The organism is Streptomyces sp. NPDC058051 (assembly GCF_042885475.1).
GTDB lineage: Bacteria > Actinomycetota > Actinomycetes > Streptomycetales > Streptomycetaceae > Streptomyces.
Genome location: NZ_JBHVRW010000018.1, coordinates 109,406 through 134,439, shown reverse-complemented (window position 1 = coordinate 134,439; position 25,034 = coordinate 109,406). Strand labels below are relative to the sequence as shown.

The following is a 25,034-nucleotide window of genomic DNA, read 5'->3' as shown; positions in this document are numbered from 1 at the left end:
AACGGCCACAGAGCTCTCCTTATCATGATCATGACCATCATCGACGGAGAGGAAGACATGGCTGACCAGTCAGGCAGTACAGGCGGCGCGACGGGGGCGCAGGCCCCGGGCGCGAGCCCGGAAGGCGCGCCGGTCCACGGCACCCCGCCGCCGGCCGGCCACGGCTACCCCGGTGGCGCCCCGATGCCGGGCGGCTACGGGTACCCGGGTGGCGCCCCGCTGCCCAGCGGCAAAGCGACGGCCTCGATGGTGATCGGCATCCTCGGGCTGGTACTCGTCCCGATCATCCTGCCGATCATCGCGCTGTGCCTGGGCGTCTCGGCCCGGCGCATGGCCGCCCGGGGCGAGGGAGGCGGTCACGGCCAGGCGACCGCCGGAATGGTGCTGGGCATCGTGGGCGTCGCGTTCGCCGCCCTCGGCATGATCGCGGCCACGGTCCAGGCGATCGGCGGCGCCTGACGGCCCCTCACGCGCGGCTCCGGTGCCCGGTGCCGCGCCGGACGCCCGGCGGCCGTACCACCGGCCCCCGGCGCGCCCCGGCCACCCCTCATGTGCGGCCCCCACATGCGCACCCCGCCAGGTGGGGTGTCCCGCGCCATGTCGACGGCGGCACGGTGTCCCTACGGTTCGGCGACATCACCTGCACACGCCGAGGAGCCGGTCATCATGCGTCGCAGAGCCACGGGCACCGTCCGTCATCACAGATCCCTCTCCGCCGTCGTCACACTGGCCTCGGCCGGTCTCCTCCTGGCCGGGTGCACCGCCGCCGGGAAGGCGGGCGAGGCCGATTCCGCGTCCGGGAAGGACGCCAAGGACCAGACCGTCAAGGTGGGCCTGGTCTACTCCCGTACGGGGCTGCTCGCGGACTACGGGAAGCAGTACCGCGACGGGTTCATGGCCGGCCTGGACTACGCGACGAAGGGCACCGGCAAGGCCGGCGGGCACCGCATCCAGGTCACCGAGCAGGACGACGCGGGCGACCCGGGCAAGGCGGTCTCCGCGGCCAAGAACCTGATCGGCAAGGGCTACCGGGTGCTGGCCGGCACCACCGATTCCGGCGTGGCCCTCCAGATGGCACCGCTCGCCGCCCAGAACAAGGTGCTGTACATCAGCGGCCCGGCCGCCACCGATGCCGTGACCGGCCTCAACGACTACACGTTCCGCTCGGGCCGGCAGTCCTACCAGGACATCCTCACCGCCGGGGCGATGCTCGGCGAGGCCAAGGGCAAGAAGGTCACGGTGCTGGCCCAGGACTCCACCTTCGGCCAGGCCAACGTCGCCGCCGTGAAGGCCGTCCTCGGCGCCGAGGGCGCGAAGGTGGGCTCCGTGCTGGCTCCGCCCAGTGCCACGGACCTGACGCCGTTCGCCCGGCAGGTGAAGGCGGGCGGGCCCGATCTGGTCTTCGTCGCCTGGGCCGGCTCCACCGCACCGGCGCTGTGGACCGCGCTGGACCAGCAGGGCGTGCTGGGCGCGAGCAAGGTCGTCACGGGCCTCGCCGGAACGGCCTCGTACCCGATCTTCGGGAACGCCGGGGCCAAGGTGTCGTTCCTGGCGCACTACTTCCCCGGCGCGGGCGGCGGCAACGCCGTGGAGAAGGCCATGCTCGACTCGGTCACCGGGGCCGGCGGCACCCCGGACCTGTTCACCCCCGACGGCTTCACCGCGGCGCAGATGGTCGTGCGCGCCGTCGAGGAGGGCGGAGCCACCGACTCCGCAGCCATGGTCAAGGCCCTGGAGGGCTGGAGCTTCGACGGGGTGAAGGGCAAGGAGCAGATCCGTGCGGAGGACCACGCGCTGGTGCAGCCGATGTTCGTCGCGAAGCTCGTGGGGAAGGGGGCCGCTGCCCGGCCGGAGCTGGTGGACACCGAACCGATGGACAAGGTGGCGCCGCCCGTGAAGCCCTCGGCGGGCTGACCGGTGACCGTATCGGACAGCGCCGCACGGCACCGGGACGGGGAGCGGACCACCGCGCCGGTGCTCCGGCTGGACGGGCTCGGCTGGGGCGTCGGCGGGGCGACGATCGTCGAGGACGTCACGCTGAGCGTCCACGAGGGCGAGTTCCTCGCCTTCATCGGCCCCAACGGGGCCGGCAAGACTTCGCTGTTCAACCTGATCAGCGGGCTGACCACGGCCACGTCGGGCACGATCGCGCTGGACGGGGCGGACATGACGGACCGCCCCGCGCACGCGCGGGCGCGGCGCGGTATCGGCCGCACGTTCCAGACATCCAGCCTCTGGCCGGGGATGAGCGTGGCCGATCATGTCCGGCTGGCCGCCCAGGCGGCCCGGGGCGGCTCGTACCGGCTGTGGCGGCGCGCCGCCCCGTACACCGCCGAGGTGGCCGGCGTCCTGGAGCGCACCGGCCTCGGCCACCGGGCGCGGGCCATGGCGTCCGAGCTGTCGCACGGCGAGAAGCGGAAGCTGGAGCTGGCGGTGCTGCTGGTGGGCGAGCCGCGACTGATGCTGCTGGACGAACCGATGGCCGGGGTGAGCGCGGAGGAGGTCCCCGCTCTGACCGAGCTGATCCGCACGCTGCACCGGGACGAGGGCCGCACCGTCCTGATGGTCGAGCACCACATGGACGTCCTGCTGGGACTGGCCGACCGGCTCGCCGTGATGCACCACGGCCGGCTGCTGGCACTGGACACCCCCGAGGCCGTGACCGCCGATCCGACCGTTCAGCAGGCCTACCTCGGGGAGGGGCTGTGACACACGAACCCCTGCTCGTCGTCCGGGACCTGCGGGTCCTGATCGGCGGCCGGCACATTCTGCACGGCGTCGACCTCGACGTCGCCCGGCACGGAGTGACCGCGCTCCTCGGCCGCAACGGTGCCGGGAAGACCACGACCGTACGCGGCGTCCTCGGGCTCGTCCCACGCACCGGCAGTGTGCGGCTGGACGGAGAGGAGACCGTGTCGATGGCCACCCACACCGTCGTGCGGCTGGGCATCGGTTACGCCCCCGAGGACCGGGGCGTCTTCGCCGGGCTGACCGTGGCGGAGAACCTGCGCCTGGCCGAACGGCGCGGTGCGGGCGAGCCCGCCTACTCGCTCGTCCATGAGCTTTTCCCCGAACTGAAGCACCGGGAAAGGCAGTTGGCCGGGACGCTGTCGGGCGGGCAGCAGCAGATGGTGGCCATCGGCCGCACTCTTCTCAACGGCAACCGGCTGATCATCGCCGACGAACCCACCAAGGGCCTGGCGCCGAAGGTGGTCACCGAGGTCGCCCAGGTGCTGGAACGGGCCGCCGAGGCGGTGCCGGTGCTGCTCGTGGAGCAGAACCTCGCCGTCGTGCGCCGCCTGGCCGAACACTGCGCGGTGCTCGCCGACGGCCGTACGGCTCACCAGGGACCGGCCGCCGAACTGCTGGGCGACGCGGAGGCGGCCCGGCGCCTGCTGGGTGTGGGACACGGCCCGGGGGCCACGGCGACGGCGACCGGCACTTCCCCGTCCGCCGGTTCCACGTCAACGCCCTCTTCGTCCGCCGATTCCCCATCGGCACCCTCCTCGTCCGCCGACTCCCCCTCAGCGCCTACCTCGACCGGACCTACCTCGGCCGTGTCTTCCTCGAACGGGCCCACTCCCACCGTGCCTTCCTCAACCGTGGAGGCGGATTCCTGATGTCCACCGTCGTGCTGCTCACCATGACCGGACTCGGTCTGGGGGCGCTCTACTTCCTGATCGCATCGGGGCTCTCACTGATCTTCGGCCTGATGGACGTGCTCAACTTCGCCCACGGCGCCCTGCTCTCCATCGGCGCGTACGGCACCTGGTGGGCGGCGTCCGGCCATCTGCCCGGCGCCGGTCCGGGCGGAGCGGGCTTCGTCCTCGCGGTCCTGTTCGGTACGGCGGTGGGCACCGCGGCCGCCGTGCTGCTGGAACTCGCCGTCGTCCGCCCGCTCTACACCCGGCCGCGCGAGCAGGTCCTCGCGACGGTCGGGGTGGGGCTCGCCGTCCCGGCCCTGCTGTCGGGGATCTGGGGTGCGGACGCCCGGACCTTCCCCGGGCCGAAGGCGCTGTCCGGAACCTTCGGGCTGCTCGGTGCCGAAGTTCCGGTCAACCGGCTGGTCCTGGTCGCGGCGGCGGTCGTCGTGCTCGTGGCGCTGCGGCTCTTCCTCGGCCGCACCCGGCACGGCCTGGTGGTGCGGGCCGGGGTCGAGGACCGGGCGATGGTCACCGCCCTGGGGATCGACGTCCGCAAGGCGTTCACGCTCGTCTTCGCGATCGGCGGCTGCGCCGCCGCGCTCGGCGGGGCACTCGGCGGCCTGTACTTCGGCTCGGTCGACCCCCGTCAGGGCACCTCGCTGCTGATCTTCGCGTTCGTCGTGGTGGTCACCGGCGGCATGGGTTCGGTGACCGGTGCCGCCGTGGCGTCCGTCGTCATCGGCCTGGTCCAGCAGTTCGCCAACTACTACACCGCAGCGGGCCTCGGCGACCTGGCCGTCGTCGTCCTGCTCGCCGCGCTGCTGCTCGTACGGCCGCGCGGGCTGACCGGGAGGCTCGCGTGAGCACCGCCACCGAGACACACGACCGCACCGGCGAGCAGCACACGGCCGAACCGGCCCGCGGGAACACGGCCCGGCTGCTGCGCCGCTGGTGGCCCGCCGCCGCACTGGTGGTCCTCTTCATCGCGCCGTACAGCGCGCTGCCGCTGCCCGGCCTCCTGGACGGCCCCCTCGGCAGCCCCGGAAGTCTTCAACTCCTCGCCACCTGCCTGCTGTTCGGAGCACTGGCGACCGGTTACGACCTGCTGCTCGGCCGCACGGGGCTGCTCTCCTTCGGGCATGCGCTCTACTTCGCCGCGGGCAGCTACGCCACCAACGTGTTCCTGCTGGAGGCCGGTCTCCCGTTCGCCGTGTCCGCGCTGCTCGGCCTCTGCTCCGGCATCGCGCTGGCGCTGGTCCTGGGCTCGGTGAGCCTGCGGGTCACCGGCATCGGCTTCTCCATGGTGACGCTGGCCTTCGCCCAGGCGGGCTCGATCCTGGTCTCCCGCAACCCCGGCGGACTCACCGGCGGCGAGGAGGGCAGGGCCGCACCAGCCGACCTGCTGCCGTCCGGGCTCGTGGGCATCGAGAACACCGCGAACCTCTACTGGGTGGCGCTCGGCTATCTGGTCCTCACCCTCGCCGTCGTCCACTGGGCGGTCCGGTCCCCCACCGGACGGGTCTGGGAGGGCATCAAGGAGAACGAACGCCGGGTGGAGGTACTGGGCTTGAAGCCGTACGGCTTCAAGCTGACAGCCTTCGTCCTGGCGGGCGCGCTGGCCGCGCTCGGCGGCCTCGTGCACCTGCTGCTCACCGGCGGTTCCACCCCGCAGACGACGACCTCCGACTTCACGCTCTCCCTGCTGGTGATGGTGGTCCTGGGCGGATCGGGCACCCGCTGGGGTCCGATGGCCGGCGGCATCCTCTACACCTGGGCCGATCACCGGCTCGGAGATCTGGCCGGGTCGGGCGCGGTCGCCGATCTGCCGGCGGTGCTGCGGGTGCCGCTCTCCCAGCCGCTGTTCCTGCTCGGTGTGCTGTTCGTGGCCGTGGTACACCTGCTGCCGGGCGGCCTGGCCCGGCTGCCGTCCCGGCTGGCCGCGGCGCGCCGCGGGCCGGCCGCCACCGCGACGCCCCCGACCGACAAGGCCCGGAAGGAGAACGGACGCCCGTGATTCCGTACGAAGAGGTGCAGGTCCCCGTGCCCGGCGGCGCGTTGGCGGTCCTGAGGTGGCCGGCCCGCGAGCCGGACGCACCGGTCGTCGTCGCGCTGCACGGCATCACGGCCAACGCGCTGTCCTGGGGCACGGTGGCGCGGCTGCTGGACGGCCGCATCACCCTGATCGCCCCGGATCTGCGGGGCAGGGCCGGGAGTTCGGCCCTGCCGGGGCCGTACGGCATCGCCGTCCACGCCGACGACGTCGCCGCCCTGACCGAGGCCCTGGGTCTGGGCCGGGTGGTGCTGGCCGGGCATTCGATGGGCGCGTTCGTGACGGCGCTGGCCGCCGTGCGGCACCCGAAGCGGTTCGGGCCGCTGCTGCTGGTCGACGGCGGCATCGGCTTCCCCGCCCCCACGCACCTCTCCCCGGACGAGCTGATGACCGCCGTGATCGGTCCGGCCATGGACCGGCTGTCGATGACCTTTCCCGACCGGGCCGCCTACCGCGACTTCTGGCGGGCGCACCCGGCGTTCGCCGGCGCGTGGTCGGACGAGGTGGACGCGTACATCCAGCGCGATCTGACCGGGGAGGAGCCCGCCCTGCGCTCCACCTGCCGGATCGAGGCGGTCCGCACCGACGGCACCGGCCTCTTCGACGAGGAGGTGCTGACCGCGGTACGGAAGCTGCCGGCCCCGGCGACGCTGCTGTGGGCGCAGCGGGGCCTGATGAACGAGGAGCAGGGCCTCTACGACGAGTCCCGCCTGACCGCCGCCGATCTCGCGGGCACGGAGGTGACGCCCGTGGCGGTACGGGACGTCAACCACTACACGCTGCTGACCGGTGACGCGGGCGGTGCGGAGGTCGCGCGCCGTCTGCTGGCCCTGTCCGGCGTCCACGGACCGTCCGACGCCCACAGCCCGTCCGGTGCCCCCGGACCGTCCGGCTCCTGAGGGCGCGCGCGACGGACGCGACACGCCCCACGGGCGGGCCGCGCGCGCACGACGGACGCGACGGCGCCCCACGGGCGGCCGGGGGTGCCCTTACCGCTCCCGTCCGCCCGTCAGCAGATGCAGGCGCAGGGCCAGTTGGAGTTCCAGCGCCCGGCCGGGATCGTTCCAGTCGCGGCCCAGCAGCGCCTGCACCCGGTCCAGCCGCTGCACCACCGTGTTGACGTGCACGTGGAGTTCGTCCTTGGCGCGGATGAGGCTGCCCCCGGCGCCGAAGTAGGCGCTGAGCGTACGCACGAGATGTGTGCCGCGCCGCGCGTCGTACTCCAGCAGCGGTCCCAGCGTCGCGTCGACGAAACCTTCGACATCCTGGCCGTTGCCCAGGACCACTCCGAGGAAGCCGAGTTCGTCGACGCACGCACCCTCGCCCGTGCGGCCGAGGACCCGCATGGCGCGCAGGCAGCGAGCGGCCTCCCCGTATGCGGAGGCCAGTTCGCGGGCGCCGCGGGCCGGTCCGGTGGCGGCGACGGTGACGGGGGCCTGGGTGAGCTGACCGAGCTGGGCCGCCGCCGCGCGCGCCGCGTCGCCGGCGTCTGCGGCGGGGCCGTCGGTACCGATCAACAGCACGACGTTTCCCGCGTGTTCGGCGCTCACTCCATGGATGTCCCCGCCGAACAGATAGCGCATCGCCGCGGGGGCCAGCCGCTCGCGCGCACCGCCCTCGGCGACCAGCAGCAGATGCGGGCGGTCGAGGTCGAAGCCGAGCCGGCGCCCGCGTTCGGCGAGTCCGGCCGGGTCGCGGTCCGCCTCGGTCAGCAGATCGGTGATCAGCTCCCCCCGGATCCGGTTCTCGGTCTCGGCGACCGTGCGCCGCAGCAGCAGAAGGAGTCCGGTGACCACCGAGGCGCGCTCGAACAGCCGCCGGTCGGAGTCGTCGAGCGGTGCGCGCCGGTGCAGGACCAGACCGGCCAGCAGTTCCTGTCCGGCGAGGACCGCGCAGATCCACCGGCCGTCGCGGTGCACGGCACGGGCACCCGAACGGGACTCCTCGGCGGTCTCGGCCAGCCAGCCGGCGTCCATGCTGTCGGCGGCGAAGTCCGCGCCGTCGGGCCGGACGGCCGCCAGGGGGCGTCCGCCGGGGTCGTGAATGGTGAGCGGGGAGTCCAGCAGCCCCGCGACCGCCGCGGCGACGTCTTTGACGTCCCGGCCGCGAAGCACCAGGTCGGTCAGCCGGTCGTGGGACTCCTCGGCCCGCCCCATGGCCGCCGAGTGGGCCCGTACGGCCGCGTTGGCCTCGGCCAACTCGGCGTTTGCCTCCGCCAGTTCGTCCAGCGCGGACCGGGTGTCGTCGAGCGCGCGGGCGGTGTCGATGGCGATCGCGGCGTGCGCGGCGAGCGAGCAGAGCAGCGCGACCTCGTCGGGGCTGAAGACGCGGGCCGCGCGGTCGGCCGCGAAGAGTACGCCGATGACCTTGCCCGTGCCGCCGCGGCTGGAGCCGAGGAGCAGGGGCACGCCCAGGATGGCGACGAGCCCCTCGTCCAGCACCCCCGCGTTGATGTTGCGTGTGTGGTGGAAGCGGTCGTCGGTGCGGTAGTCGGGGGTCGCGTACGGGCTCGCGGTCTGCGCCACCAGACCGCCGAGCCCGTGGCCGAGCTCCAGCCGCAGCCGCTGGAAGAGCAGGGACACCGACCCGTCGGTGACCCGCATGTAGGTGTCCCCCGCCTCCTCGTCGGGGAGCGTGAGATAGGCCGTGTCCGTGCCGAGCAGCATCCTGGCCCGGCGCACGATCGCCTTCAGGACCTCGTCCAGATCGCGGGAGGCGGCCAGGTCGCCCGCGGTGTCGAAGAGCGCGGTGAGCTGGAGTTCGCGGCGCCGGTGCTGCCGCAGGGCACCCCTGATCCGCAGGGCGGTGGCGGTGGCCCGTTCCACCTCCGCCAGGTCGCCCGCGGGCACACCGGCGGCCCGCGCCTGCGAGGAGACGGCGCCCAGCGCCTCGGCGGGGGCGTCGTCGGCCAGCAGGTCGAGGAGGCGCCGCAGATGCGGCGCGGCGGAGGCGGACGGTTCAGACATGAGCGGCCATCGTTCGTGGGGGTCGGGGGCGGTCGGCGGCCCAGCCGCCTTCCGTCGGGGGTCAGTTGGCGGTCCAGCCGCCGTCCATGGAGAGCGAGGTGCCGGTGATGTGCCCGGTGCGCGGCCCGCAGAGCCACAGCACGGCCTCGGCGACGTCGCGGGGTTCGATCAGGCTCTTGATCGCACTGCGTTCCAGCATGACGCGCCCCACCACCTCCTCCTCCGAGATTCCGTGCGCACGGGCCTGGTCCGCGATCTGGTTCTCGACCAGGGGCGTGCGGACGTAGCCGGGGCTGACGCAGTTGCTCGTCACCCCGTGCTCCGCCGCTTCGAGCGCGACCACCTTGCTGAGTCCCTCCAATGCGTGCTTCGCCGCCACATAGGCCGACTTGTAGGGGCTGGCCCGCAGGCCGTGCACGGACGAGATGTTGACCACGCGCCCCCAGCCGCGTTCGTACATGCCCGGCAGGGTCCGGCGCAAGATGCGGAACGGGGCCTCCACCATGACGCGCTGGATCAGCGCGAAGCGGTCCGGCGGAAACTCGTGCACGGGGGCGACGTGCTGGAGTCCGGCGTTGTTGACGACGATGTCCGCGTCGGCGGGCAGTGTGTCCACCGCGTCGGGGTCGGAGAGATCGACCACCCACGCCGTGCCGCCGATCGCCGCCGCCAGGGCCTGGGCGGCGTCGGCGGCCTTGTCGACCACATGGACGTGGGCACCCGCCGCGGCCAGGGCCTGTGCGCAGGCCCGCCCGATACCGCTCGCGGCACCGGTCACCAGGGCGGTGCGCCCGGCAAGGATCCGGTCCGCGGGCGACGGCGGGAGGGCGGTGCCGGGCGGCGGGACGGTGAGCGGGGCGGCATGCGACGTGGCATGCGGGGCGGTCCCGGGGGCCGGGCTCTGGGGAGTCTCCATGCTCGTCACCGTAAGGAGGCCGAAGGCCACGTCACACGGAGTCGGTGCACATACCGCGGCGTGTCGGCATGGTGGCGGCGTACATGGTGCGGGTCCGGGCAGGGTCCGTCACCGCGCCCTGCCCGCCACCGCGCGCAACGCCCCGTCCCGCTGCCTCGGCGCACCCTTCCCCCAGCCCCCGCGCCCCGCCCCCTCAGCGCACCCTTCCCCGCCCCCTGGCCGCGCCCAGCACCGCCCCCTCAGCGCACCCTTCCCCGTCCCCGCGCCCCGCACCGCCCCCTCGCCGCGCCCCGTCCCTCAGTACGCGCCGTCCAGCGTCGCCCGCTGCTCCGCGGTCAGCTCCAGGTCCACCGCGGCCAGGCTCTCGTCCAGTTGCGCGACCGAGGAGGCACCGACCAGCGGGACGAACGGGACGTCTCCGCCGAGGAGCCAGGCCAGGACCACCTGGATGACGCTCGCCCCGGTCTCCTCGGCCACCTTCCGGAGCGCCGCCTGGCGCGCGGGGGTGCCCGGGTGGTCGAACCCGGGGCCCAGCGGCTTGTCCGCACGGACGTAGGCACCGGCCAGCAGGGGCGAGTACGCGACCGGCACGAGACCGGGTTCGGCCCGCAGATAGCTGAGCAGGGCCCCGTCGGCCACGCCCTCCTGGCCGTCCGGGGAGCGCCGGCTCGGCGGGTCCGTGCGCTGCCGCAGGTAGCTGTGGTGGTACTGCAGGACCTCGTAGCCCGGCAGGCCGGCGGACGCGGCGAGCGTACGGGCCCGTTCCACCTGCCACGCCCAGTGGTTGCTCACCCCGAGCAGGCCGACCGTGCCTTCGGCGACCAGTTCCCCGAAGGTCTCGACGGTCTCCGCCATCGGTACGCGACGGTCCTGGACGTGCGCGTACAGCAGATCCAGCTTGTCCACACCGAGGTTCTCCCGGCTCCGCCGCGCGGACTCCCTGATGACCTCGGCCGAGAGCCCTTCGATGTCGTGGGAGAACGCGGTGGAGGCGACGTTGGGCCGGCCTCCGAGCTTGGTCGCGATGACGATCTCACCGCCGACGCCCCGGCTGCGGCGCCAGCGGCCGAGCAGCTTCTCGCTCTCCCCGCCCTGGGTGCCGTCGACCCAGAACGCGTAGTTGTTCGACGTGTCGATGAACGTTCCGCCGGCCTCGACGTAGCGGTCGAGGATCGCGAACGACGTCGCCTCGTCGGTGATCGTGCCCATCAGCATGGCGCCGAGGCTGAGCACACTCACCTCGCGGCGAGTGGCCGGGTCGGTGCCGATGGTCCGGTAGCGCATAGGGGTCCTTTCCCAGCAGCCCGTATCCGTACGGGCGTTGGCGTCCCGCGTGAGTCTGCGTGCTGGAGTGCGCTCCATGTCAAGGCGCGCAAGAGCGGCACCGCACACAGTCGGGGCCGGGGAGTGTCCGCCGGCCCCATGGGCGCGGCGGACCCCGCCTCATAGCGTCCGCCCCGCACTCGTCAGGAACGCACCCGTCCCGCACTGTCCGCACCGTTCCGTACAGGGAGGCCCCCGTGCGCCCACCGATCCTGCGACGCCTGCTCAGGCGCGTCGCCTCCACGGCCGCTCTCGCCCTCGTCGCCGCGATACTGAGCACCGCGACCGCCGCCCAGCCCGCCGCCGCGGCCGGTGGACTGCAACAGGTCACCGGCTTCGGCACGAACCCCGGCAACCTCCAGATGTACGCGTACACTCCCGCCGTTCTGCCGGCGAACGCCCCTCTGGTGGTCGCCCTGCACGGGTGCACGCAGACGGCCACCGACTACTACAGCCACTCGGGCTGGCCCGAGTACGCCGATCTGTGGGGCTTCGCCGTGGTCTTCCCGCAGACCACGTCCGCCAACAACGCGTTGTCCTGCTTCGGCTGGTTCGACCCGGCCGAGGACAGCAGGGGCAGGGGCGAGGCCGCCTCGGTCGTGCAGATGGTGGACTACGCGAAGCAGCAGTACGGTTCGGACTCCCGCAGGGTGTACGTCACCGGGCTCTCGGCGGGCGGCGGCATGACCGCCGACCTGCTGGCCGCGTATCCGGACGTGTTCGCGGGCGGCTCCGTGGCCTCGGGGCTGCCCGCCCAGTGCGCGACGAGCCAGGCGGCCGCGTCCGGCTGCCAGACGGGCCCGCAGAAGCTGACGCCCGCGCAGTGGGGCGACAAGGTCCGCGCCTCCTACCCCGGTTACACGGGCCCCTGGCCACGGGTGGCGATCTGGCAGGGCACGTCCGACTACACGGTGTACCCGGCCAACGCCACGGCCCTGCGCGACCAGTGGACGGATGTCTGGGGCATCGGCCAGACGCCGTCGGCCACGGACACCCTGCCCGGCAGCACGACGCGCAGCACGTACAACGACGCCTCCGGGAATCCGGCCGTCCAGACGTACTCGGTCTCCGGCATGGGGCACGGCCTGGCGGTGAGCCCCGGCTCGGGCACCGGGCAGTGCGGCTCGACGGCCGCCTACTTCCTGAACGCCCTCTGCTCGACGTACTACACCGGCGTCTTCTGGGGCCTGGACCAGGGCGCACCCGGTGGTGGGGGCGAGCAACTCCCGGCCCCCTCCGGCCTTCAGGTCACGGGCGTCACGGCGAGCAGCGCCGCACTGTCGTGGAACGCGGTCGCCGACGCCGCCTCGTACGCCGTCTACCGCGACGGTACGAAGGTCGCCTCCCCCGCCTCCACGACGTACACGGACACGGGCCTCACCGCCGGCAGTGCCTACCGGTACACGGTGGCGGCGGTCGACGGATCGGGCACGCCCGGCACCGCCTCGTCCCCGGTGACGGCGACCACGTCCGGCGGCACACCCGCGCGGTGCTTCACGGCGACGAACTACGCGCACGTGGCGGCGGGCCGGGCACACACCACGGGCGGCTACGTGTACGCCAACGGCTCGGACGAGAACATGGGCCTGTACAACGTCTTCGTCACGCACACGCTGAAGGAGTCGCCGACGGGGTACTTCGTGCTCGCCGACACGGGGTGCGCGGCCTGAGCACACTCGTCCCGGAAGGCGGCCGGGCACACCGCGCCCGGCCGCCTTCCGGAGCCCGTCCCGTCCCCGGATCCGGCAGAATCAGGGCGTGCCCGGATGGACGCGCCGCAGTCCGCGCGCCGGTCCCGCTCCTATTCCTCCGGTGGGAAGACGACCTCCCCGGAGCCGGTCAGTGTGATCGTGATCGCCTCGACGGGGCACCCTTCGGCCGCGGCGAGGACCTTCTCGTTGGCGTCGGTCTCGGGGGCTGCCGGGTGGGACTGCCGGGCGGAGTCCAGCGCGAATCCGCCCGGTGCGTGGTTCACGCACATCCCGGAGCCGATGCAGACGCGGCGGTCGACCTCCACTGCCCAGCGGTCCCCCATCACGCCCCCTCGTATCCGGCCGGCAGATGGATCATCTTGTGCTCGAAGTACTCGGCGTATCCCTCGGGGCCGAACTCCCGTCCCAGGCCCGAGTTCTTGTAGCCGCCGAACGGGCCGAGCATGTCGAGGCTGAAGGTGTTCACGCTGTACGTGCCCGTCCTGACCCGGCGGGCGATGTCGACGCCGTGCGCGGTGTCGGCGGTCCAGACGCTGCCGCTGAGGCCGTAGTCGGAGTCGTTGGCGATGCGTACCGCCTCGTCCTCGTCGCCGTACGGCAGGAGGCAGATGACGGGGCCGAAGATCTCCTCGCGGGCGATGCGCATGGAGTTGTCGACGTCACCGAAGAGGGTCGGCTCGACGTACCAGCCCCGTTCCTGGGAGGCCGGACGGCCGCCGCCGGTCAGGATCTTGGCGCCTTCGTCCTGGCCGATCCGGATGTAGTCGAGCGACCGCTGCTGCTGGCGCCGCGCGACGAGCGGGCCGAGTTCGGTGGCGGGGTCGAGCGGGTCGCCGACCTTCAGCGCACCCGCGGCGGCGGCGAACGCCTCGGCCATCTCGTCGTAGCGGGAGCGCGGCACGAGGATGCGGGTCTGGGCGACGCAGGCCTGGCCGTTGATCATCCAGGCGAAGGGGACGATGCCCGCGACGGCCGTGTCCAGATCGGCGTCCGGGAGGATCACGGCGGCGGACTTGCCGCCCAGCTCCAGCGTGACCCGGGTGAGGTTGCGGGAGGCGACCTCCATCACCCGTCGCCCCGCGGCGACGGACCCGGTGAACGACACCTTGTCGACGCCGGGATGCCCGACCAGGTACTCGCTGACCTCGCGGTCGGCCGGCAGGATCGACAACACCCCTTCCGGCAGCCCCGCCTCCGCGGCGATCTCCGCCAGGACGTAGGCGTCGAGCGGGGATTCGGGCGAGACCTTGAGGACGGCGGAGCAGCCGGCCAGCAGCGCGGGCGCGAGCTTGGCGGCGGCGGTGAACTGCGGAACGTTCCACGGCACCACGGCCGCGACCACCCCGACGGGCTCCCGGCGCACCAGCAGCGGCCCGAGCACCCCGTCGCGCCGCTCCTCGTACGGGAAACCGCGGGCGACGGTGATCGCCGCGTCCCACACCATCATCGCCGCGAGGGCCTGCACCATCACGCCGGACGTGTACGGGGTGCCGTTCTCCGAGCTGATGATCCGGGCGATCTCCTCGTACCGCACGGCGAACGCGTCCTTGATCCGGGTGATCACCTCGATCCGCTCGTCCACGGTCATCCGTGGCCAGGGCCCCTCGTCGAAGGCCCGCCGGGCGGCGGCGACGGCCCGGTCCACGTCCGCCGCGCAGGCGTGCGGCACCCGGCCGATCACCTGTTCGGTGTGGGGCGACACGACCTCGATGACGTCCCGGCCCAGCGGATCGACCAACTCCCCGCCGATGAACAGTTTTCCGTGTTCGACAAGCTCGGTCATGGCTGCTGCCTCCCGCGACCCGGCACGTTACCTGACTCCGTGTCAGAACTGATACCAGTTCCAGTTCCAGGAGTCCACGGCCGCGACGGGCCCGCCCGCGCCGACGACACACCGGTTCCACCCGCCGGACGGCCACGAGGGCATCGGGGCCGAACAGTTGGCCGACCGGGGGGTCAACTGGAACAAGTTCTCGTTACAGTGGGCGCGGTGCACCGCACAGCCGTACGTCCGGTACGCCGACCAGGTCGCGCGGAGCGATGTCGTGCGGAGCGATGCCGCGCGGAGAGAGGGGGAGCCCATGACGCAGGTGACCGATCACGGCGGGGGCGTGCACAGCATCAAGGTCCCCATCCCGGACAACCCGCTCGGGCACACCCTGGTGCACGTACTCGACACCGGTCGCGGCCCGGTCCTGATCGACACGGGCTGGGACGATCCGGAGGCGTGGGACACGCTCACCGCCGGGCTCACCGCCGTCGGTACGGGGGTCGGCGACATCCACGGTGTGGTCATCACCCACCACCACCCCGACCACCACGGCCTGTCCGGGCAGGTGCGCGAGGCGTCCGGGGCCTGGATCGCCATGCACGCCGCCGACACCGCGATCGTGCGCCGGACCCACGAGTCCCGGCCGGACACCTGGTCGGCGTACCTCGCGGCGAAGCTCACCGCGGTCGGTGCGCCCGAGGAGCATCTCGCGCCGTTGCGGGCGGCCATGGCCGGCGGCCGGATGCGCACCCTGCCCGGGCTGCGGGCCGCGGTTCCGGACCGGGAGATCGTCCCCGGTGAGCTGCTCGATCTGGCGGGGCGCGCGCTGCGGGCCGTCTGGACGCCGGGGCACACGCCCGGCCACGTCTGCCTCCACCTGGAGGAGGAGCATCCGGGAGATCTTCCCGGCCGGGGCCGGCTCTTCTCCGGCGATCACCTGCTGCCCGGAATCAGCCCGCACATCGGTCTCTACGAAGACCCCGACGACGCCACGGTCACCGATCCGCTCGGCGACTACCTCGATTCCCTGGAGCGCGTCGGGCGGCTCGGGGCCGCCGAGGTGCTGCCCGCCCACCAGTACGCGTTCACGGATGCCGCGGGGCGCGTGCGGGAACTGCTGCACCACCACGAGGAGCGGCTGACCGGGCTGCTCGGACTGCTGGTCACCCCCCTGACGCCGTGGGAGCTGGCCGAGCGGATGGAGTGGAACCGGCCCTGGGCGCAGATCCCGCACGGCTCGCGGAACATCGCCGTCTCGGAGGCCGAGGCGCATCTGCGGCGGCTGGTGAAGCTGGGCCGCGCGGAGGCGGTGGCGGGGAGCGACCCGGTGACGTACATCGCGGCGTGACGGACCACCGAACGACCCGGTGACGTACATCGCGGCGTGACGGACCACCGGCGGGGCACCGGGGTCGGGGGTGTGACCGCCTCCACCCGGGCGCTCCGGCCCCGACCGGTAGAGTGTGCGGGTCGTCATCATGCCCGTCCAGGGGGAAGCCGGTGCGAATCCGGCACTGACCACGCAGCCGTGAGCCGTCGTCGCAGACGGTGAGTCGGAATGCCCTGCCTGCGGTTGTGACCGGCTCGCACCACCGGAACCCCGGTGGTCGGCACCGTCGAGGTATACGGAGCCGGAGCCTGGTGCGTGAGCGTGCCTGTGCCCGGTTCCCCGCGCAGGAGAGGCCCCGCCCGCCATGACCGTACGCCGCAGCGCAGCAGCGCTCGCCGCCACCGCCACCGTGCTCTGTGCGGCCACTGCTCCGGCCGCGGTCGCGGCACCGTCCCCGTCGCCCTCGCCGTCCGCCGCGTCGCCCTCCGGGCTGTACGGCACGAAGGACCCCACGTACGACGGCGTCTGGCGGCAGTCACTGGCCCTCCTCGCCCAGCGGATCGAGGGCGTCACGCCCGCGACGAAGTCGGTGGACTGGCTGATCGCCCAGCAGTGCGCCGACGGCGCGTACGCCTCGTACCGGCCGGACGTCTCCCAGCCGTGCACCGGGAAGACGGTGCTGGACACCAATGCCACCGCGGTCGCCGTCCAGGCGCTCGTCGAGGTGGGCGGCCACCGGGAGACCGTGAACGACTCGGTGCGCCGGCTGAAGGCCGTACAGAACGAGGACGGCGGCTGGGGCTACACCGCGGGCGCGCCCAGTGACGCCAACTCCACCTCGCTGGTGATCGGCGCCCTCGCCCGGCAGGGGCAGCGGCTCGGGGACATCACGACGCACGGCGGCAAGACGCCCTACGCCCCGCTGCTCGCGCTCGCGATCCCGTGCGGCGGCAAGGACGGCGGCGCCTTCGCCTACCAGCCCGACAAGGCCGGCAAGCTCGCGGCCAACGCGGACGCCACCGCCGCCGCCGTGCTCGGCACCATGGGCAAGGCCCTGGCCGTCGGGGACAACGCCGCGACCAAGGCGCCCACCTGCCACCCGGGCACCGGCCTCACGCCCGAGCAGGCCGCCCAGAACGGCGCCCACTACCTCGCGAACGCCCTCGCCGCGAACGGCCATCTGGACCTGGCACCGATGCCCGGCGCCGACGACTCCACCCCGCAGCCCGACTTCGGCAACACCGCGGACGCGGTCGTCGCCCTGTCCGCGGCGGGCCACCAGGACAAGGCCGCCGGGGCCGTGGCCTGGCTGAAGAAGAACTCCGGGTCCTGGGCGGAGGAGAACGGTCCCGCCGCCTACGCGCAACTGGTCCTGGCCGCACACGCGGCCGGTGCCGACGCCCGCGACTTCGGTGGCGTGAACCTCGTCGACCGGCTGAACGCGACCGGTCCCGTCCCCGCGGCCGTCACCACACCCGACCCGTCCGCCGACACCGGCTACGTGCCCACCGAGAAGGACCAGGTCCACAGCGGGGACGATGTGATCGGCGGCGTGTGGTGGTACGTCGGTATCGGCCTCGTCGTCGGCGCGGGCGCCGGTTTCCTGATCAGCGGCCGCCGGAAGAGCCAGCAGCTGTGAGGCGGGCAGGAAGGGCCGCCGCTCTCCTGGTGGTCCTCGGCGCCGTCCTGGCCGTGCTCGGCACGGGGACGGCCCAGGCGGCCGGGTACCGGTACTGGTCGTTCTGGGAGGGCTCCGGCACGGACTGGACGTACGCCACGCAGGGCCCGTCCCTGGTCCGGCCGGACGACGGCGCGGTGCAGGGCTTCCGGTTCTCGGTGAGCGAGGACTCCCAGGATTCCGCGAATCCGCGCAGCTCCCCGGACTTCGCGGAGATCTGCGCGGACACCCCGGCCGAGGACGGCACCAAGCGGGTCGCGCTGGTCATCGACCCGGGCACCGCGGCGGACGCCCCGGCCGGCGAGACTCCGCCCGCGCTGCGCACCGCGTGCGCGCGGGTCGCCCCGGACGCGAGCACCGCGGAAGCGCTCGCGTCGGTGGCCAAGCCGCTGCGCTACAGCAGCGACGCCCTCCTCTGCGCCATATCCGGCTACCCGGCCTCGGGCTGCGGCGAGCAGGTCTCGGGGGACGGCGGGCAGGCGCCCGCCGCGTCCGCGCCCCCGGCAGCCTCGGACTCCTCGGACGCCTCCGCCGCCTCGGACAGCTCGGACAGCTCGGGCGGCGGACCGTCCGCCGGAGTGCTGGTCGGGGTCGGCGCCGTTCTCCTCCTCGGCATCGCCGCCGTCGCGCAGGCCCGCCGCCGCCGCGGATGACCGCCCCGGCCACGGGCGTCACCGGCACCGCGCGGTCGCGCCGCCCGCTGCGCGCCCCCGGGGCGACCCGGAGCAACGCCCTGCCCGCCGGGGCCTGGTGGCTGTGGGCCCTCGGCCTCGCCACCGCGGCGTCCCGGACCACCAACCCACTGCTGCTCGGGCTGCTGGTGGGGGTGGCGGGCTATGTGGTCGCGGCGCGCCGGACGGACGCGCCGTGGGCCCGTTCGTACGGGGCGTTCATCAGGATCGGGCTCTTCGTCATCGGTGTGCGGCTGCTCTTCTCCGTCTTCCTCGGTTCGCCGATCCCCGGGACGCACCCGGTGTTCACCCTCCCCGAAGTGCCGCTGCCCGACTGGGCGAAGGGTGTCAGGATCGGCGGCCGGGTCACCGCCGAGCAGCTGGTCTTCGCCCTGTACGACGGGGCGAAGCTGGCCGCGCTGCTGATCTGCGTCGGCGCGGCGAACTCGCTCGCCAACCCGGCCCGGCTGCTGAAGTCGCTGCCGGGTGCGCTGTACGAGGTGGGGGTCGCCGTCGTCGTCGCGATGACGTTCGCGCCGAACATGGTCGCCGATGTGGTGCGGCTGCGCACCGCGCGGCGGCTGCGGGGCCGTCCGACCGGCGGCGTCACGGCGGTCCTCCAGATCGGACTGCCGGTCCTGGAGGGCGCGTTGGAGCGATCGGTCGCGGTGGCGGCCTCGATGGACGCGCGGGGGTACGGGCGTACCGCCCAGGTTCCGCCCGCCGTCCGGCACACCACGAACGTCCTCACGCTGGGCGGACTGCTCGGGGTGTGCGCGGGCACGTACGGTCTGCTGGCCGCGCAGGGCGCCGTGTACGGAATGCCGCTGCTGATCGCCGGGCTGGTCGCCGCGACGGCCGGGCTGCGGCTCGGTGGTGCCCGCTCGGTCCGTACCCGCTACCGGCCCGACCGGTGGGGTGTGCGGGCCTGGCTGGTGGCCGTCTCGGGGGTCGTGGTGGCGGCGGCGATGATCTGGGCGGGCAGTGTCGACGGGGAGGCGCTGCGCCCCGGCGTCGTACCGCTCGTCGCACCGGTGCTCCCGCTGTGGCCCGCGGCGGCGGTGCTGGTCGGGCTGCTGCCCGCGGTGGTGGCGCCCGTGCCGCCCCCGGTGGGCACCCCGAATCCCGAGGAGAGCAAGTGATCCGCTTCGAGCACGTCTCCGTGCGGTACGAGGGCGCACCGCACCCCACCCTCTCCGGGGTCGATCTGACCGTCCCCGAGGGCGAGTTGGTGCTGCTCGTGGGCCCGTCCGGGGTCGGCAAGTCGACGCTGCTGGGGGCCGTTTCTGGTCTCGTTCCGCACTTCACCGGTGGCACGCTGAGCGGCCGGGTCACGGTCGACGGGCGCGACACCCGCACCCACAAGCCGCGTGAACTCGCCGATCTGGTCGGCACGGTGGGGCAGGACCCGCTCTCCCACTTCGTGACCGACACGGTCGAGGACGAGCTGGCGTACGGAATGGAGTCGCTGGGCCTCGCCCCCGACGTGATGCGGCGGCGGGTCGAGGAGACCCTGGACCTGCTGGGGCTCGCCGGGCTGCGCGACCGGCCGATCGCCACGCTCTCCGGTGGCCAGCAGCAGCGCGTCGCGATCGGCTCGGTCCTCACCCCGCACCCGAAGGTCCTGGTCCTCGACGAGCCGACGTCCGCGCTCGACCCGGCCGCGGCCGAGGAGGTCCTCGCCGTGCTCCAGCGGCTGGTGCACGACCTCGGCACGACGGTCCTGATGGCGGAGCACCGGCTGGAGCGGGTGGTGCAGTACGCGGACCAGGTCGTCCTGCTGCCGTCGCCGGGGGCCGCTCCGCTCATGGGCGCCCCCGCGGACATCATGGCCGTCTCGCCGGTCCACCCGCCGGTCGTGGCGCTGGGCCGGCTGGCGGGGTGGGATCCGCTGCCGCTCTCGGTCCGCGACGCCCGGCGCCGGGCGACCGGCCTGCGGGAGCGGCTGGCACAGGCACGGCCCGCCCCGTCGCCGGTGCCGGCCGGGGCGGCCGTGCCCCTGCCGCCCACCGCTCCCATACCCGCTCCCGTGCGGCGTGGTGCGCTCGCCCGGCTGCTGGGCCGCGGCGCGCGGACCGCGGCGGCTCCCGAGCCCGTCACCGATGCCACGGCCCGGGTCGAGCGTCTCGGGGTACGGCGCGGGCGCGTCGAGGCGCTGCGCCGGGTGACGCTCTCCGTCGCCCCGGGCGAGACGGTCGCGCTGATGGGACGCAACGGTGCGGGCAAGTCCACCCTGCTGGCCGCGCTCGTCGGCATGGTCGAGCCCACCGCGGGCACCGTCCTCGTCGGCGGCCGGGCCCCGCACCGTACGCCGCCGCGCGAGATGATGCGCCGGGTCGGCCTGGTACCGCAGGAACCGCGCGATCTGCTGTACGCGGACACGGTCGCCGCCGAGTGCGCCGCGGCCGACGCGGACGCGGGCGCCGCCGCGGGCGGCTGCCGGGCCCTGGTCGCCGAGCTGCTGCCCGGTGTGCCGGACGACACACATCCCCGTGATCTCTCCGAGGGGCAGCGCCTCGCGCTGGCCCTGGCCGTCGTGCTCACCGCGAGGCCCCCGCTGCTGCTCCTGGACGAGCCGACCCGCGGACTGGACTACGCGGCGAAGGCCCGGCTGGTCGGGGTGTTGCGCGGTCTCGCGGCGGAGGGCCACGCGATCGTCCTGGCCACGCACGACGTGGAACTGGCCGCGGAGCTGGCGCAGCGGGTGGTGATCCTCGCCGACGGGGAGACCGTCGCGGACGGGGAGACCCGGCAGGTGGTGGTCTCCTCCCCGGCGTTCGCCCCGCAGACCGCGAAGATCCTCGCGCCGCAGGAGTGGCTGACCGTGACGCAGGTGCGCGGCGCGCTGGAAGCGACGTCATGAGCGGAGGGAACCGGAAGGGGCGCGAGGCACGGCCGGTGCGCCTCGGGCCGCGCGCGATCGCCGCACTCGTCCTCATCAGCGCGATCGGTGTCCTCGCGTTCGGCTGGCCCCTGCTGGCCGGTGCGCAGTCGGGTTCGGCGCACTCCCAGGACGCGCCGTGGCTGTTCGCCGCCCTGCTGCCGCTGCTGGTCGGTGTGGTCGTCGCGATGATCGCGGACTCCGGTCTCGACGCGAAGGCGGTGGCGATGCTGGGGGTGCTGGCCGCGGTCGGCGCCGCGCTGCGCCCGCTGGGCGCGGGCACGGCGGGGCTGGAACCGATGTTCTTCCTGATGGTGCTGAGCGGCCGGGTGCTCGGCCCCGGCTTCGGCTTCGTGCTCGGCTCCGTGACGATGTTCGCGTCGGCGCTGCTCACCGGTGGAGTGGGTCCGTGGATGCCGTTCCAGATGCTGGCGATGAGCTGGTTCACGATGGGTGCGGGCCTGCTGCCGGGCCCGGACCGGCTGCGCGGGCGCGCGGAGCTGCTGATGCTCGCGGCGTACGGGTGCGTGGCGGCGTTCGCGTACGGCACGGTGATGAACCTGTTCGGCTGGACGATCGTGCCCCCGCTCGGCTCGGGGATCTCCTTCCAGCCGGGTGACCCGCTGTCGGAGAACCTGGTGCGCTTCTTCGCCTACTGCGCGGCCACGTCGCTCGGCTGGGACCTGGGCCGGGCCGCGCTCACCGTGGTGCTGACGCTCACCGTCGGCGCGACGCTGCTGAAGGCGCTGCGCCGGGCCACCCGCCGCGCCGCCTTCGAGGCCCAGGTCACATTCGAGGCCCCCGGCGAGTGAGGCCCCCCACAGGACCTCGGTCCTCCACGATCCGGGATCGTAGCCGCCCAGAACCCGACCGAAGCACCCCATATCTCTCTTGACCTGCTACGACGCCTTTGGGGCGATTCGACCGCTATGGGATCTTCGACGCCGGGTGCGAAGCGTGCTCGTATCGGGGGTCGTTGCCACGGCCGAACGGCGCCGCTAAGACTGGAGCACGTCGCCGAGCACCGCCCGGTCCACCACAACGGACCGCGGTCGCACGGGATCGGTCCACCCGCATCACCGCACGATCCGGACCGGTCCGCGACTCCCCCGTACCCGACGTCAGGACTTCCATGTCGTTCGCCCGCACCCTCCTCGCCCTGCCCCGCACCGCCCGCCGCAAGACCGCCGTCGCCGGAACCGCCGTACTCCTCGGCACCACCGGCCTGGCCCTCGGCGTCACCCCGGCGACGGCCGCTCCGGCCGCCGCGCCGACCGGCGTCACGGCGGGCGCGCAGGACACGGCGAGGTCGATGATCGGCGACGCCGCGCAGTTCCAGTGCTTCAGCAACATCGTCCAGCACGAGAGCGGCTGGAACCACAGCGCGACCAACGCCTCGTCCGGCGCCTACGGCCTCGTCCAGGCTCTGCCCGGCTCGAAGATGGCCTCCGCCGGCGCCGACTGGAGGACCAACCCCACGACCCAGATCAAGTGGGGCATGGACTACATGAACTCCCGCTACGGCAGCCCGTGCGCCGCCTGGTCGTTCTGGCAGTCCAACCACTGGTACTGAGCCGTCACCCCGTGAGCGCGCACGAAGGCCCCGACCACCGGTCGGGGCCTTCGCCACACCCGAAACAACCCGGAACCATACGGATACCACCCCTTCATATAACTTGGCCACCATAATTACTCGTTGGTCCATTTAGGCGCATTTTGCCGGTGCATCCGTTCCCGTCAGCCGCCGGAGCGTTGTCCCGTACGTGGAACCAAGAGAATTCTGGGATCGGAACGCCTTACTGGCAGAAGCATTCTGCGCCAGCGACGAACGTATGCGGCGGGCGCAGGCGGCGCTGGACGAGGCGCAGGCGGCACGGAGCAGAACACTTGCGGCCTTCGCCGTGACGATCGGCGACGACGGCACCATCGCGGACCTGTTGGGCCTGAACGAGCGCGAAGTGCGGCTGGCGCGACGCACGGTCGGCCGCAGTGACGCGCGGACCCTCGCCCAGGAACTCCTGAACCCGCCCGCGCAGCCGGTGCCGGAGGTGGTGGCGGAGGTGGTGGCCGCACCGCTTGCCGCGCCCGAGATCCCCCTGCCGCACCCGCGCGAGGAGGTGGCCGATCCGTCACTGGAGACGCCACCGCAGGCGCCGCCCCCTCCCCCGGTGGCGCCCGCCGAGGTGGACACCACCGTCGCCTGGTCGCCCAGCATGGACTCCGTACTGCTGTGGAGCTGGGAGTCCGGCCTCGACGTGCAGACGGTCGCCGCCGAACTCGGTCTGGACGTACGGGCACTCCTGCTGCGCGTGCAGGAACTCGCCAACGACGGGCTGCTCACGCTCGCGGCCCCGGTCGCGGATGTGGTCAGGTCCGGGCGCCACCGCCGCCAGCACGAAGAGGGATACGCCGCACTGTTCAGCCCGACCGCCACCTTCCCCACCCACGTGCCGTACTGAGCAAACGCGCCCCTCCGCCTTCGTGCGCGGTGAGGGAGGGGTGCGCCCCGGCACGCCGCCGCGCCGACCCGCGCCCCTCGCCGCGCCGACGAGGGGCGCGGCGCGCCCTCAACCGCCGTGCGGACGTGGGGTCACAGCCGCTGGATGATGGTTCCGGTCGCCAGCGCACCGCCCGCGCACATCGCGATCAGTGCGAACTCCTTGTCCCGGCGCTCCAGCTCGTGCAGGGCCGTGATGATCAGACGGGCGCCGGTGGCACCGACCGGGTGGCCGAGCGCGATGGCTCCGCCGTTGACGTTGACCTTCTCCAGGTCCTGCTCGAAGACCTGGGCCCAGCTCAGCACCACGGACGCGAACGCCTCGTTGATCTCGACGATGTCGATGTCCTTGAGCGACATCCCGGCCTTGCCGAGCACCGCACGGGTCGCGTCGATCGGACCGTCGAGGTGGAAGTGCGGGTCGGAGCCGACCAGCGCCTGTGCGACGATCCGGGCCCGCGGCCTGAGCTTGAGGGCGCGCGCCATCCGCTTGGACGCCCACATGATCGCGGCGGCGCCGTCGGATATCTGCGAGGAATTCCCCGCGGTGTGGACGGCGGTGGGCATGACGGGCTTGAGCCGGCCGAGTCCCTCCATCGTGGTGTCCCGCAGTCCTTCGTCCCGGTCGACCAGACGCCACATGCCCTGCCCGGCCGCCTGCTCCTCCTCGGTGGTCGGCACCTGGACCGCGTAGGTCTCCCGTTTGAACCGTTCCTCGGCCCAGGCGACGGCCGCTCGTTCCTGCGAGAGGAGCCCGAGCCGGTCGACGTTCTCCCTGGTCAGTCCGCGGTTGCGGGCGATGCGTTCGGCGGCCTCGAACTGGTTGGGCAGGTCGACGTTCCACTCGTCGGGCCAGGGTTTGCCCGGCCCGTTCCTGGAACCGCTGCCCAGCGGCACCCGCGACATGGCCTCGACGCCGCAGCTGATGCCGATGTCGATCACTCCGGCCGCGACCATGTTGGCGACCATGTGGGAGGCCTGCTGCGAGGAACCGCACTGGCAGTCCACGGTGGTGGCGGCGGTCTCGTAGGGAAGGCCCACGGCGAGCCAGGCGTTGCGGGCCGGATTCATGGATTGCTCGCCGGCGTGGGTGACCGTGCCGCCGACGATCTGTTCGACGCAGTCGGCGTGAATGCCGGTGCGGGCAAGAAGTTCCCGGTAGGTCTCACCCAGCAGATAGGCGGGGTGCAGATTGGCGAGTGCGCCCTTGCGCTTGCCGATGGGGGTGCGTACAGCTTCGACGATGACGGGTTCCGCGGCCATGAGCTCGTCCTCTCCTCGCGCTTCCGCAGGGGCGTCCCGGCGCCCGCGGAGTGGACCGGTGCCGTGACCGGCAAGGGTTCGCCCCGCGGGGAGCGTCGTCCGGTGCGTGCGATCGCAAGGCGGCCGGAAGCCCTCGTAGCGGAGCTACCAGGGTTGTGGCCGACGCGGCGAGCGTGCGTGCCGGGCGGTGCGACGGGGCGGGGCGAACACTGCCGGGAAGGGCACTAGTACGCGTTCTAGTTCTGCATGCAGTCTTATGAGGCTTACCCCCGGTACGCAAGAGTCCTGCACGCACCTTCCGTCCGCTTCATACCTGCCTCACCCACTCTTCA

The 25,034-nt window shown here is 73.2% G+C and carries 21 protein-coding genes, 1 pseudogene and 1 riboswitch; of the genes and pseudogenes, 16 read left to right on the top strand and 6 right to left on the bottom strand.

Annotation, left to right across the window (positions count from 1 at the left end):
• Positions 1-57 precede the first annotated feature (57 nt).
• The 7 genes and pseudogenes from ACFVUT_RS26010 (at position 58) to ACFVUT_RS25980 (ending at position 6,593) form a co-directional block, all read left to right on the top strand.
• Positions 58-459: a DUF4190 domain-containing protein gene (locus tag ACFVUT_RS26010; protein ID WP_389654356.1), complete on the top strand. Its 402-nt coding sequence runs from the start codon at positions 58-60 to the stop codon at positions 457-459.
• 207 nt (positions 460-666) lie between these two features.
• Complete coding sequence (locus tag ACFVUT_RS26005; RefSeq protein WP_389654354.1) at positions 667-1,914, top strand: substrate-binding domain-containing protein; 1,248 nt, start codon at positions 667-669, stop codon at positions 1,912-1,914.
• 3 nt (positions 1,915-1,917) lie between these two features.
• Entirely contained in the window at positions 1,918-2,709 is a 792-nt protein-coding gene (locus ACFVUT_RS26000; RefSeq protein ID WP_389654352.1) for an ABC transporter ATP-binding protein, read from the top strand.
• Positions 2,706-3,416 (top strand): annotated as a pseudogene (locus tag ACFVUT_RS25995) (ABC transporter ATP-binding protein); the annotation flags it as partial. The gene ACFVUT_RS26000 and the pseudogene ACFVUT_RS25995, both read left to right, overlap by 4 nt.
• Positions 3,417-3,619: 203 nt before the next feature.
• A complete protein-coding gene (locus tag ACFVUT_RS25990; RefSeq protein WP_389654350.1) occupies positions 3,620-4,507 on the top strand; it encodes a branched-chain amino acid ABC transporter permease in 888 nt (295 codons plus the stop codon).
• The gene (locus tag ACFVUT_RS25985) at positions 4,504-5,658 is read left to right on the top strand and encodes a branched-chain amino acid ABC transporter permease (protein ID WP_389654348.1); all 1,155 of its coding nucleotides are present in this window, start codon (positions 4,504-4,506) and stop codon (positions 5,656-5,658) included. Before ACFVUT_RS25990 ends, ACFVUT_RS25985 begins: the two co-directional genes overlap by 4 nt.
• Positions 5,655-6,593 (top strand): alpha/beta hydrolase, encoded by a 939-nt coding sequence (locus ACFVUT_RS25980; RefSeq protein ID WP_389654346.1) that lies wholly within the window; start codon positions 5,655-5,657, stop codon positions 6,591-6,593. Before ACFVUT_RS25985 ends, ACFVUT_RS25980 begins: the two co-directional genes overlap by 4 nt.
• Before the next feature lie 90 nt (positions 6,594-6,683).
• Here the strand turns inward: ACFVUT_RS25980 and ACFVUT_RS25975 are convergent, their stop codons facing one another.
• From ACFVUT_RS25975 to ACFVUT_RS25965, 3 genes are all read right to left on the bottom strand, one after another.
• Positions 6,684-8,660 (bottom strand): helix-turn-helix domain-containing protein, encoded by a 1,977-nt coding sequence (locus tag ACFVUT_RS25975; RefSeq protein WP_389654344.1) that lies wholly within the window; start codon positions 8,658-8,660, stop codon positions 6,684-6,686.
• A gap of 61 nt (positions 8,661-8,721) precedes the next feature.
• Positions 8,722-9,576 carry a 3-hydroxybutyrate dehydrogenase gene (locus ACFVUT_RS25970; protein WP_389654342.1) on the bottom strand — a complete coding sequence of 285 codons (855 nt, stop codon included), beginning with the start codon at positions 9,574-9,576 and terminating at the stop codon, positions 8,722-8,724.
• Between the two features lie 297 nt (positions 9,577-9,873).
• Complete coding sequence (locus ACFVUT_RS25965; protein ID WP_389654340.1) at positions 9,874-10,860, bottom strand: aldo/keto reductase; 987 nt, start codon at positions 10,858-10,860, stop codon at positions 9,874-9,876.
• A gap of 236 nt (positions 10,861-11,096) precedes the next feature.
• Between ACFVUT_RS25965 and ACFVUT_RS25960 the strand changes: the two genes are divergently transcribed.
• Positions 11,097-12,569, top strand: coding sequence for a PHB depolymerase family esterase (locus tag ACFVUT_RS25960; RefSeq protein ID WP_389654338.1), 1,473 nt, complete (start codon positions 11,097-11,099; stop codon positions 12,567-12,569).
• A 131-nt stretch (positions 12,570-12,700) separates the two neighbouring features.
• Here the strand turns inward: ACFVUT_RS25960 and ACFVUT_RS25955 are convergent, their stop codons facing one another.
• The gene (locus ACFVUT_RS25955) at positions 12,701-12,934 is read right to left on the bottom strand and encodes a ferredoxin (protein WP_389654336.1); all 234 of its coding nucleotides are present in this window, start codon (positions 12,932-12,934) and stop codon (positions 12,701-12,703) included.
• On the bottom strand, positions 12,934-14,394 hold the full coding sequence (locus ACFVUT_RS25950; protein ID WP_389654334.1) for an aldehyde dehydrogenase: 1,461 nt from the start codon (positions 14,392-14,394) through the stop codon (positions 12,934-12,936). The genes ACFVUT_RS25955 and ACFVUT_RS25950 overlap by 1 nt, the downstream gene beginning before the upstream one ends.
• Positions 14,395-14,692: 298 nt before the next feature.
• Between ACFVUT_RS25950 and ACFVUT_RS25945 the strand changes: the two genes are divergently transcribed.
• The 8 genes from ACFVUT_RS25945 (at position 14,693) to ACFVUT_RS25910 (ending at position 23,401) form a co-directional block, all read left to right on the top strand.
• Positions 14,693-15,730, top strand: coding sequence for an MBL fold metallo-hydrolase (locus ACFVUT_RS25945; protein WP_389654332.1), 1,038 nt, complete (start codon positions 14,693-14,695; stop codon positions 15,728-15,730).
• A gap of 102 nt (positions 15,731-15,832) precedes the next feature.
• Positions 15,833-15,968: riboswitch (cobalamin riboswitch) on the top strand.
• Positions 15,969-16,076: 108 nt separating this feature from the next.
• Positions 16,077-17,351 (top strand): prenyltransferase/squalene oxidase repeat-containing protein, encoded by a 1,275-nt coding sequence (locus ACFVUT_RS25940; RefSeq protein WP_389654330.1) that lies wholly within the window; start codon positions 16,077-16,079, stop codon positions 17,349-17,351.
• On the top strand, positions 17,348-18,043 hold the full coding sequence (locus tag ACFVUT_RS25935; RefSeq protein WP_389654328.1) for an SCO2322 family protein: 696 nt from the start codon (positions 17,348-17,350) through the stop codon (positions 18,041-18,043). The genes ACFVUT_RS25940 and ACFVUT_RS25935 overlap by 4 nt, the downstream gene beginning before the upstream one ends.
• Positions 18,040-19,203, top strand: coding sequence for an energy-coupling factor transporter transmembrane component T (locus ACFVUT_RS25930; RefSeq protein ID WP_389654326.1), 1,164 nt, complete (start codon positions 18,040-18,042; stop codon positions 19,201-19,203). Before ACFVUT_RS25935 ends, ACFVUT_RS25930 begins: the two co-directional genes overlap by 4 nt.
• Positions 19,200-20,924, top strand: coding sequence for an ABC transporter ATP-binding protein (locus tag ACFVUT_RS25925; RefSeq protein ID WP_389654324.1), 1,725 nt, complete (start codon positions 19,200-19,202; stop codon positions 20,922-20,924). Before ACFVUT_RS25930 ends, ACFVUT_RS25925 begins: the two co-directional genes overlap by 4 nt.
• Complete coding sequence (locus ACFVUT_RS25920; protein ID WP_389654322.1) at positions 20,921-21,754, top strand: ECF transporter S component; 834 nt, start codon at positions 20,921-20,923, stop codon at positions 21,752-21,754. The genes ACFVUT_RS25925 and ACFVUT_RS25920 overlap by 4 nt, the downstream gene beginning before the upstream one ends.
• A gap of 320 nt (positions 21,755-22,074) precedes the next feature.
• On the top strand, positions 22,075-22,515 hold the full coding sequence (locus ACFVUT_RS25915) for a transglycosylase SLT domain-containing protein (RefSeq protein ID WP_389654320.1): 441 nt from the start codon (positions 22,075-22,077) through the stop codon (positions 22,513-22,515).
• A 259-nt stretch (positions 22,516-22,774) separates the two neighbouring features.
• Complete coding sequence (locus ACFVUT_RS25910) at positions 22,775-23,401, top strand: hypothetical protein (protein ID WP_389654318.1); 627 nt, start codon at positions 22,775-22,777, stop codon at positions 23,399-23,401.
• 131 nt (positions 23,402-23,532) lie between these two features.
• Here ACFVUT_RS25910 and ACFVUT_RS25905 read toward each other — a convergent pair whose 3' ends face one another.
• Complete coding sequence (locus tag ACFVUT_RS25905) at positions 23,533-24,702, bottom strand: steroid 3-ketoacyl-CoA thiolase (protein ID WP_389654316.1); 1,170 nt, start codon at positions 24,700-24,702, stop codon at positions 23,533-23,535.
• Positions 24,703-25,034 lie beyond the last annotated feature (332 nt).

Bases quoted from the DNA above. Each gene is read 5' to 3' on its own strand.
- ACFVUT_RS25915 (WP_389654320.1), top strand. From the start codon at position 22,075: ATGTCGTTCGCCCGCACCCTCCTCGCCCTGCCCCGCACCGCCCGCCGC.
- ACFVUT_RS25990 (WP_389654350.1), top strand. From the start codon at position 3,620: ATGTCCACCGTCGTGCTGCTCACCATGACCGGACTCGGTCTGGGGGCG.
- ACFVUT_RS26010 (WP_389654356.1), top strand. From the start codon at position 58: ATGGCTGACCAGTCAGGCAGTACAGGCGGCGCGACGGGGGCGCAGGCC.
- ACFVUT_RS25905 (WP_389654316.1), bottom strand. From the start codon at position 24,702: ATGGCCGCGGAACCCGTCATCGTCGAAGCTGTACGCACCCCCATCGGC.
- ACFVUT_RS25910 (WP_389654318.1), top strand. From the start codon at position 22,775: ATGCGGCGGGCGCAGGCGGCGCTGGACGAGGCGCAGGCGGCACGGAGC.
- ACFVUT_RS25970 (WP_389654342.1), bottom strand. From the start codon at position 9,576: ATGGAGACTCCCCAGAGCCCGGCCCCCGGGACCGCCCCGCATGCCACG.
- ACFVUT_RS25920 (WP_389654322.1), top strand. From the start codon at position 20,921: ATGAGCGGAGGGAACCGGAAGGGGCGCGAGGCACGGCCGGTGCGCCTC.
- ACFVUT_RS25955 (WP_389654336.1), bottom strand. From the start codon at position 12,934: ATGGGGGACCGCTGGGCAGTGGAGGTCGACCGCCGCGTCTGCATCGGC.
- ACFVUT_RS25975 (WP_389654344.1), bottom strand. From the start codon at position 8,660: ATGTCTGAACCGTCCGCCTCCGCCGCGCCGCATCTGCGGCGCCTCCTC.
- ACFVUT_RS25950 (WP_389654334.1), bottom strand. From the start codon at position 14,394: ATGACCGAGCTTGTCGAACACGGAAAACTGTTCATCGGCGGGGAGTTG.
- ACFVUT_RS26005 (WP_389654354.1), top strand. From the start codon at position 667: ATGCGTCGCAGAGCCACGGGCACCGTCCGTCATCACAGATCCCTCTCC.
- ACFVUT_RS25930 (WP_389654326.1), top strand. From the start codon at position 18,040: ATGACCGCCCCGGCCACGGGCGTCACCGGCACCGCGCGGTCGCGCCGC.
- ACFVUT_RS25945 (WP_389654332.1), top strand. From the start codon at position 14,693: ATGACGCAGGTGACCGATCACGGCGGGGGCGTGCACAGCATCAAGGTC.
- ACFVUT_RS25940 (WP_389654330.1), top strand. From the start codon at position 16,077: ATGACCGTACGCCGCAGCGCAGCAGCGCTCGCCGCCACCGCCACCGTG.
- ACFVUT_RS25965 (WP_389654340.1), bottom strand. From the start codon at position 10,860: ATGCGCTACCGGACCATCGGCACCGACCCGGCCACTCGCCGCGAGGTG.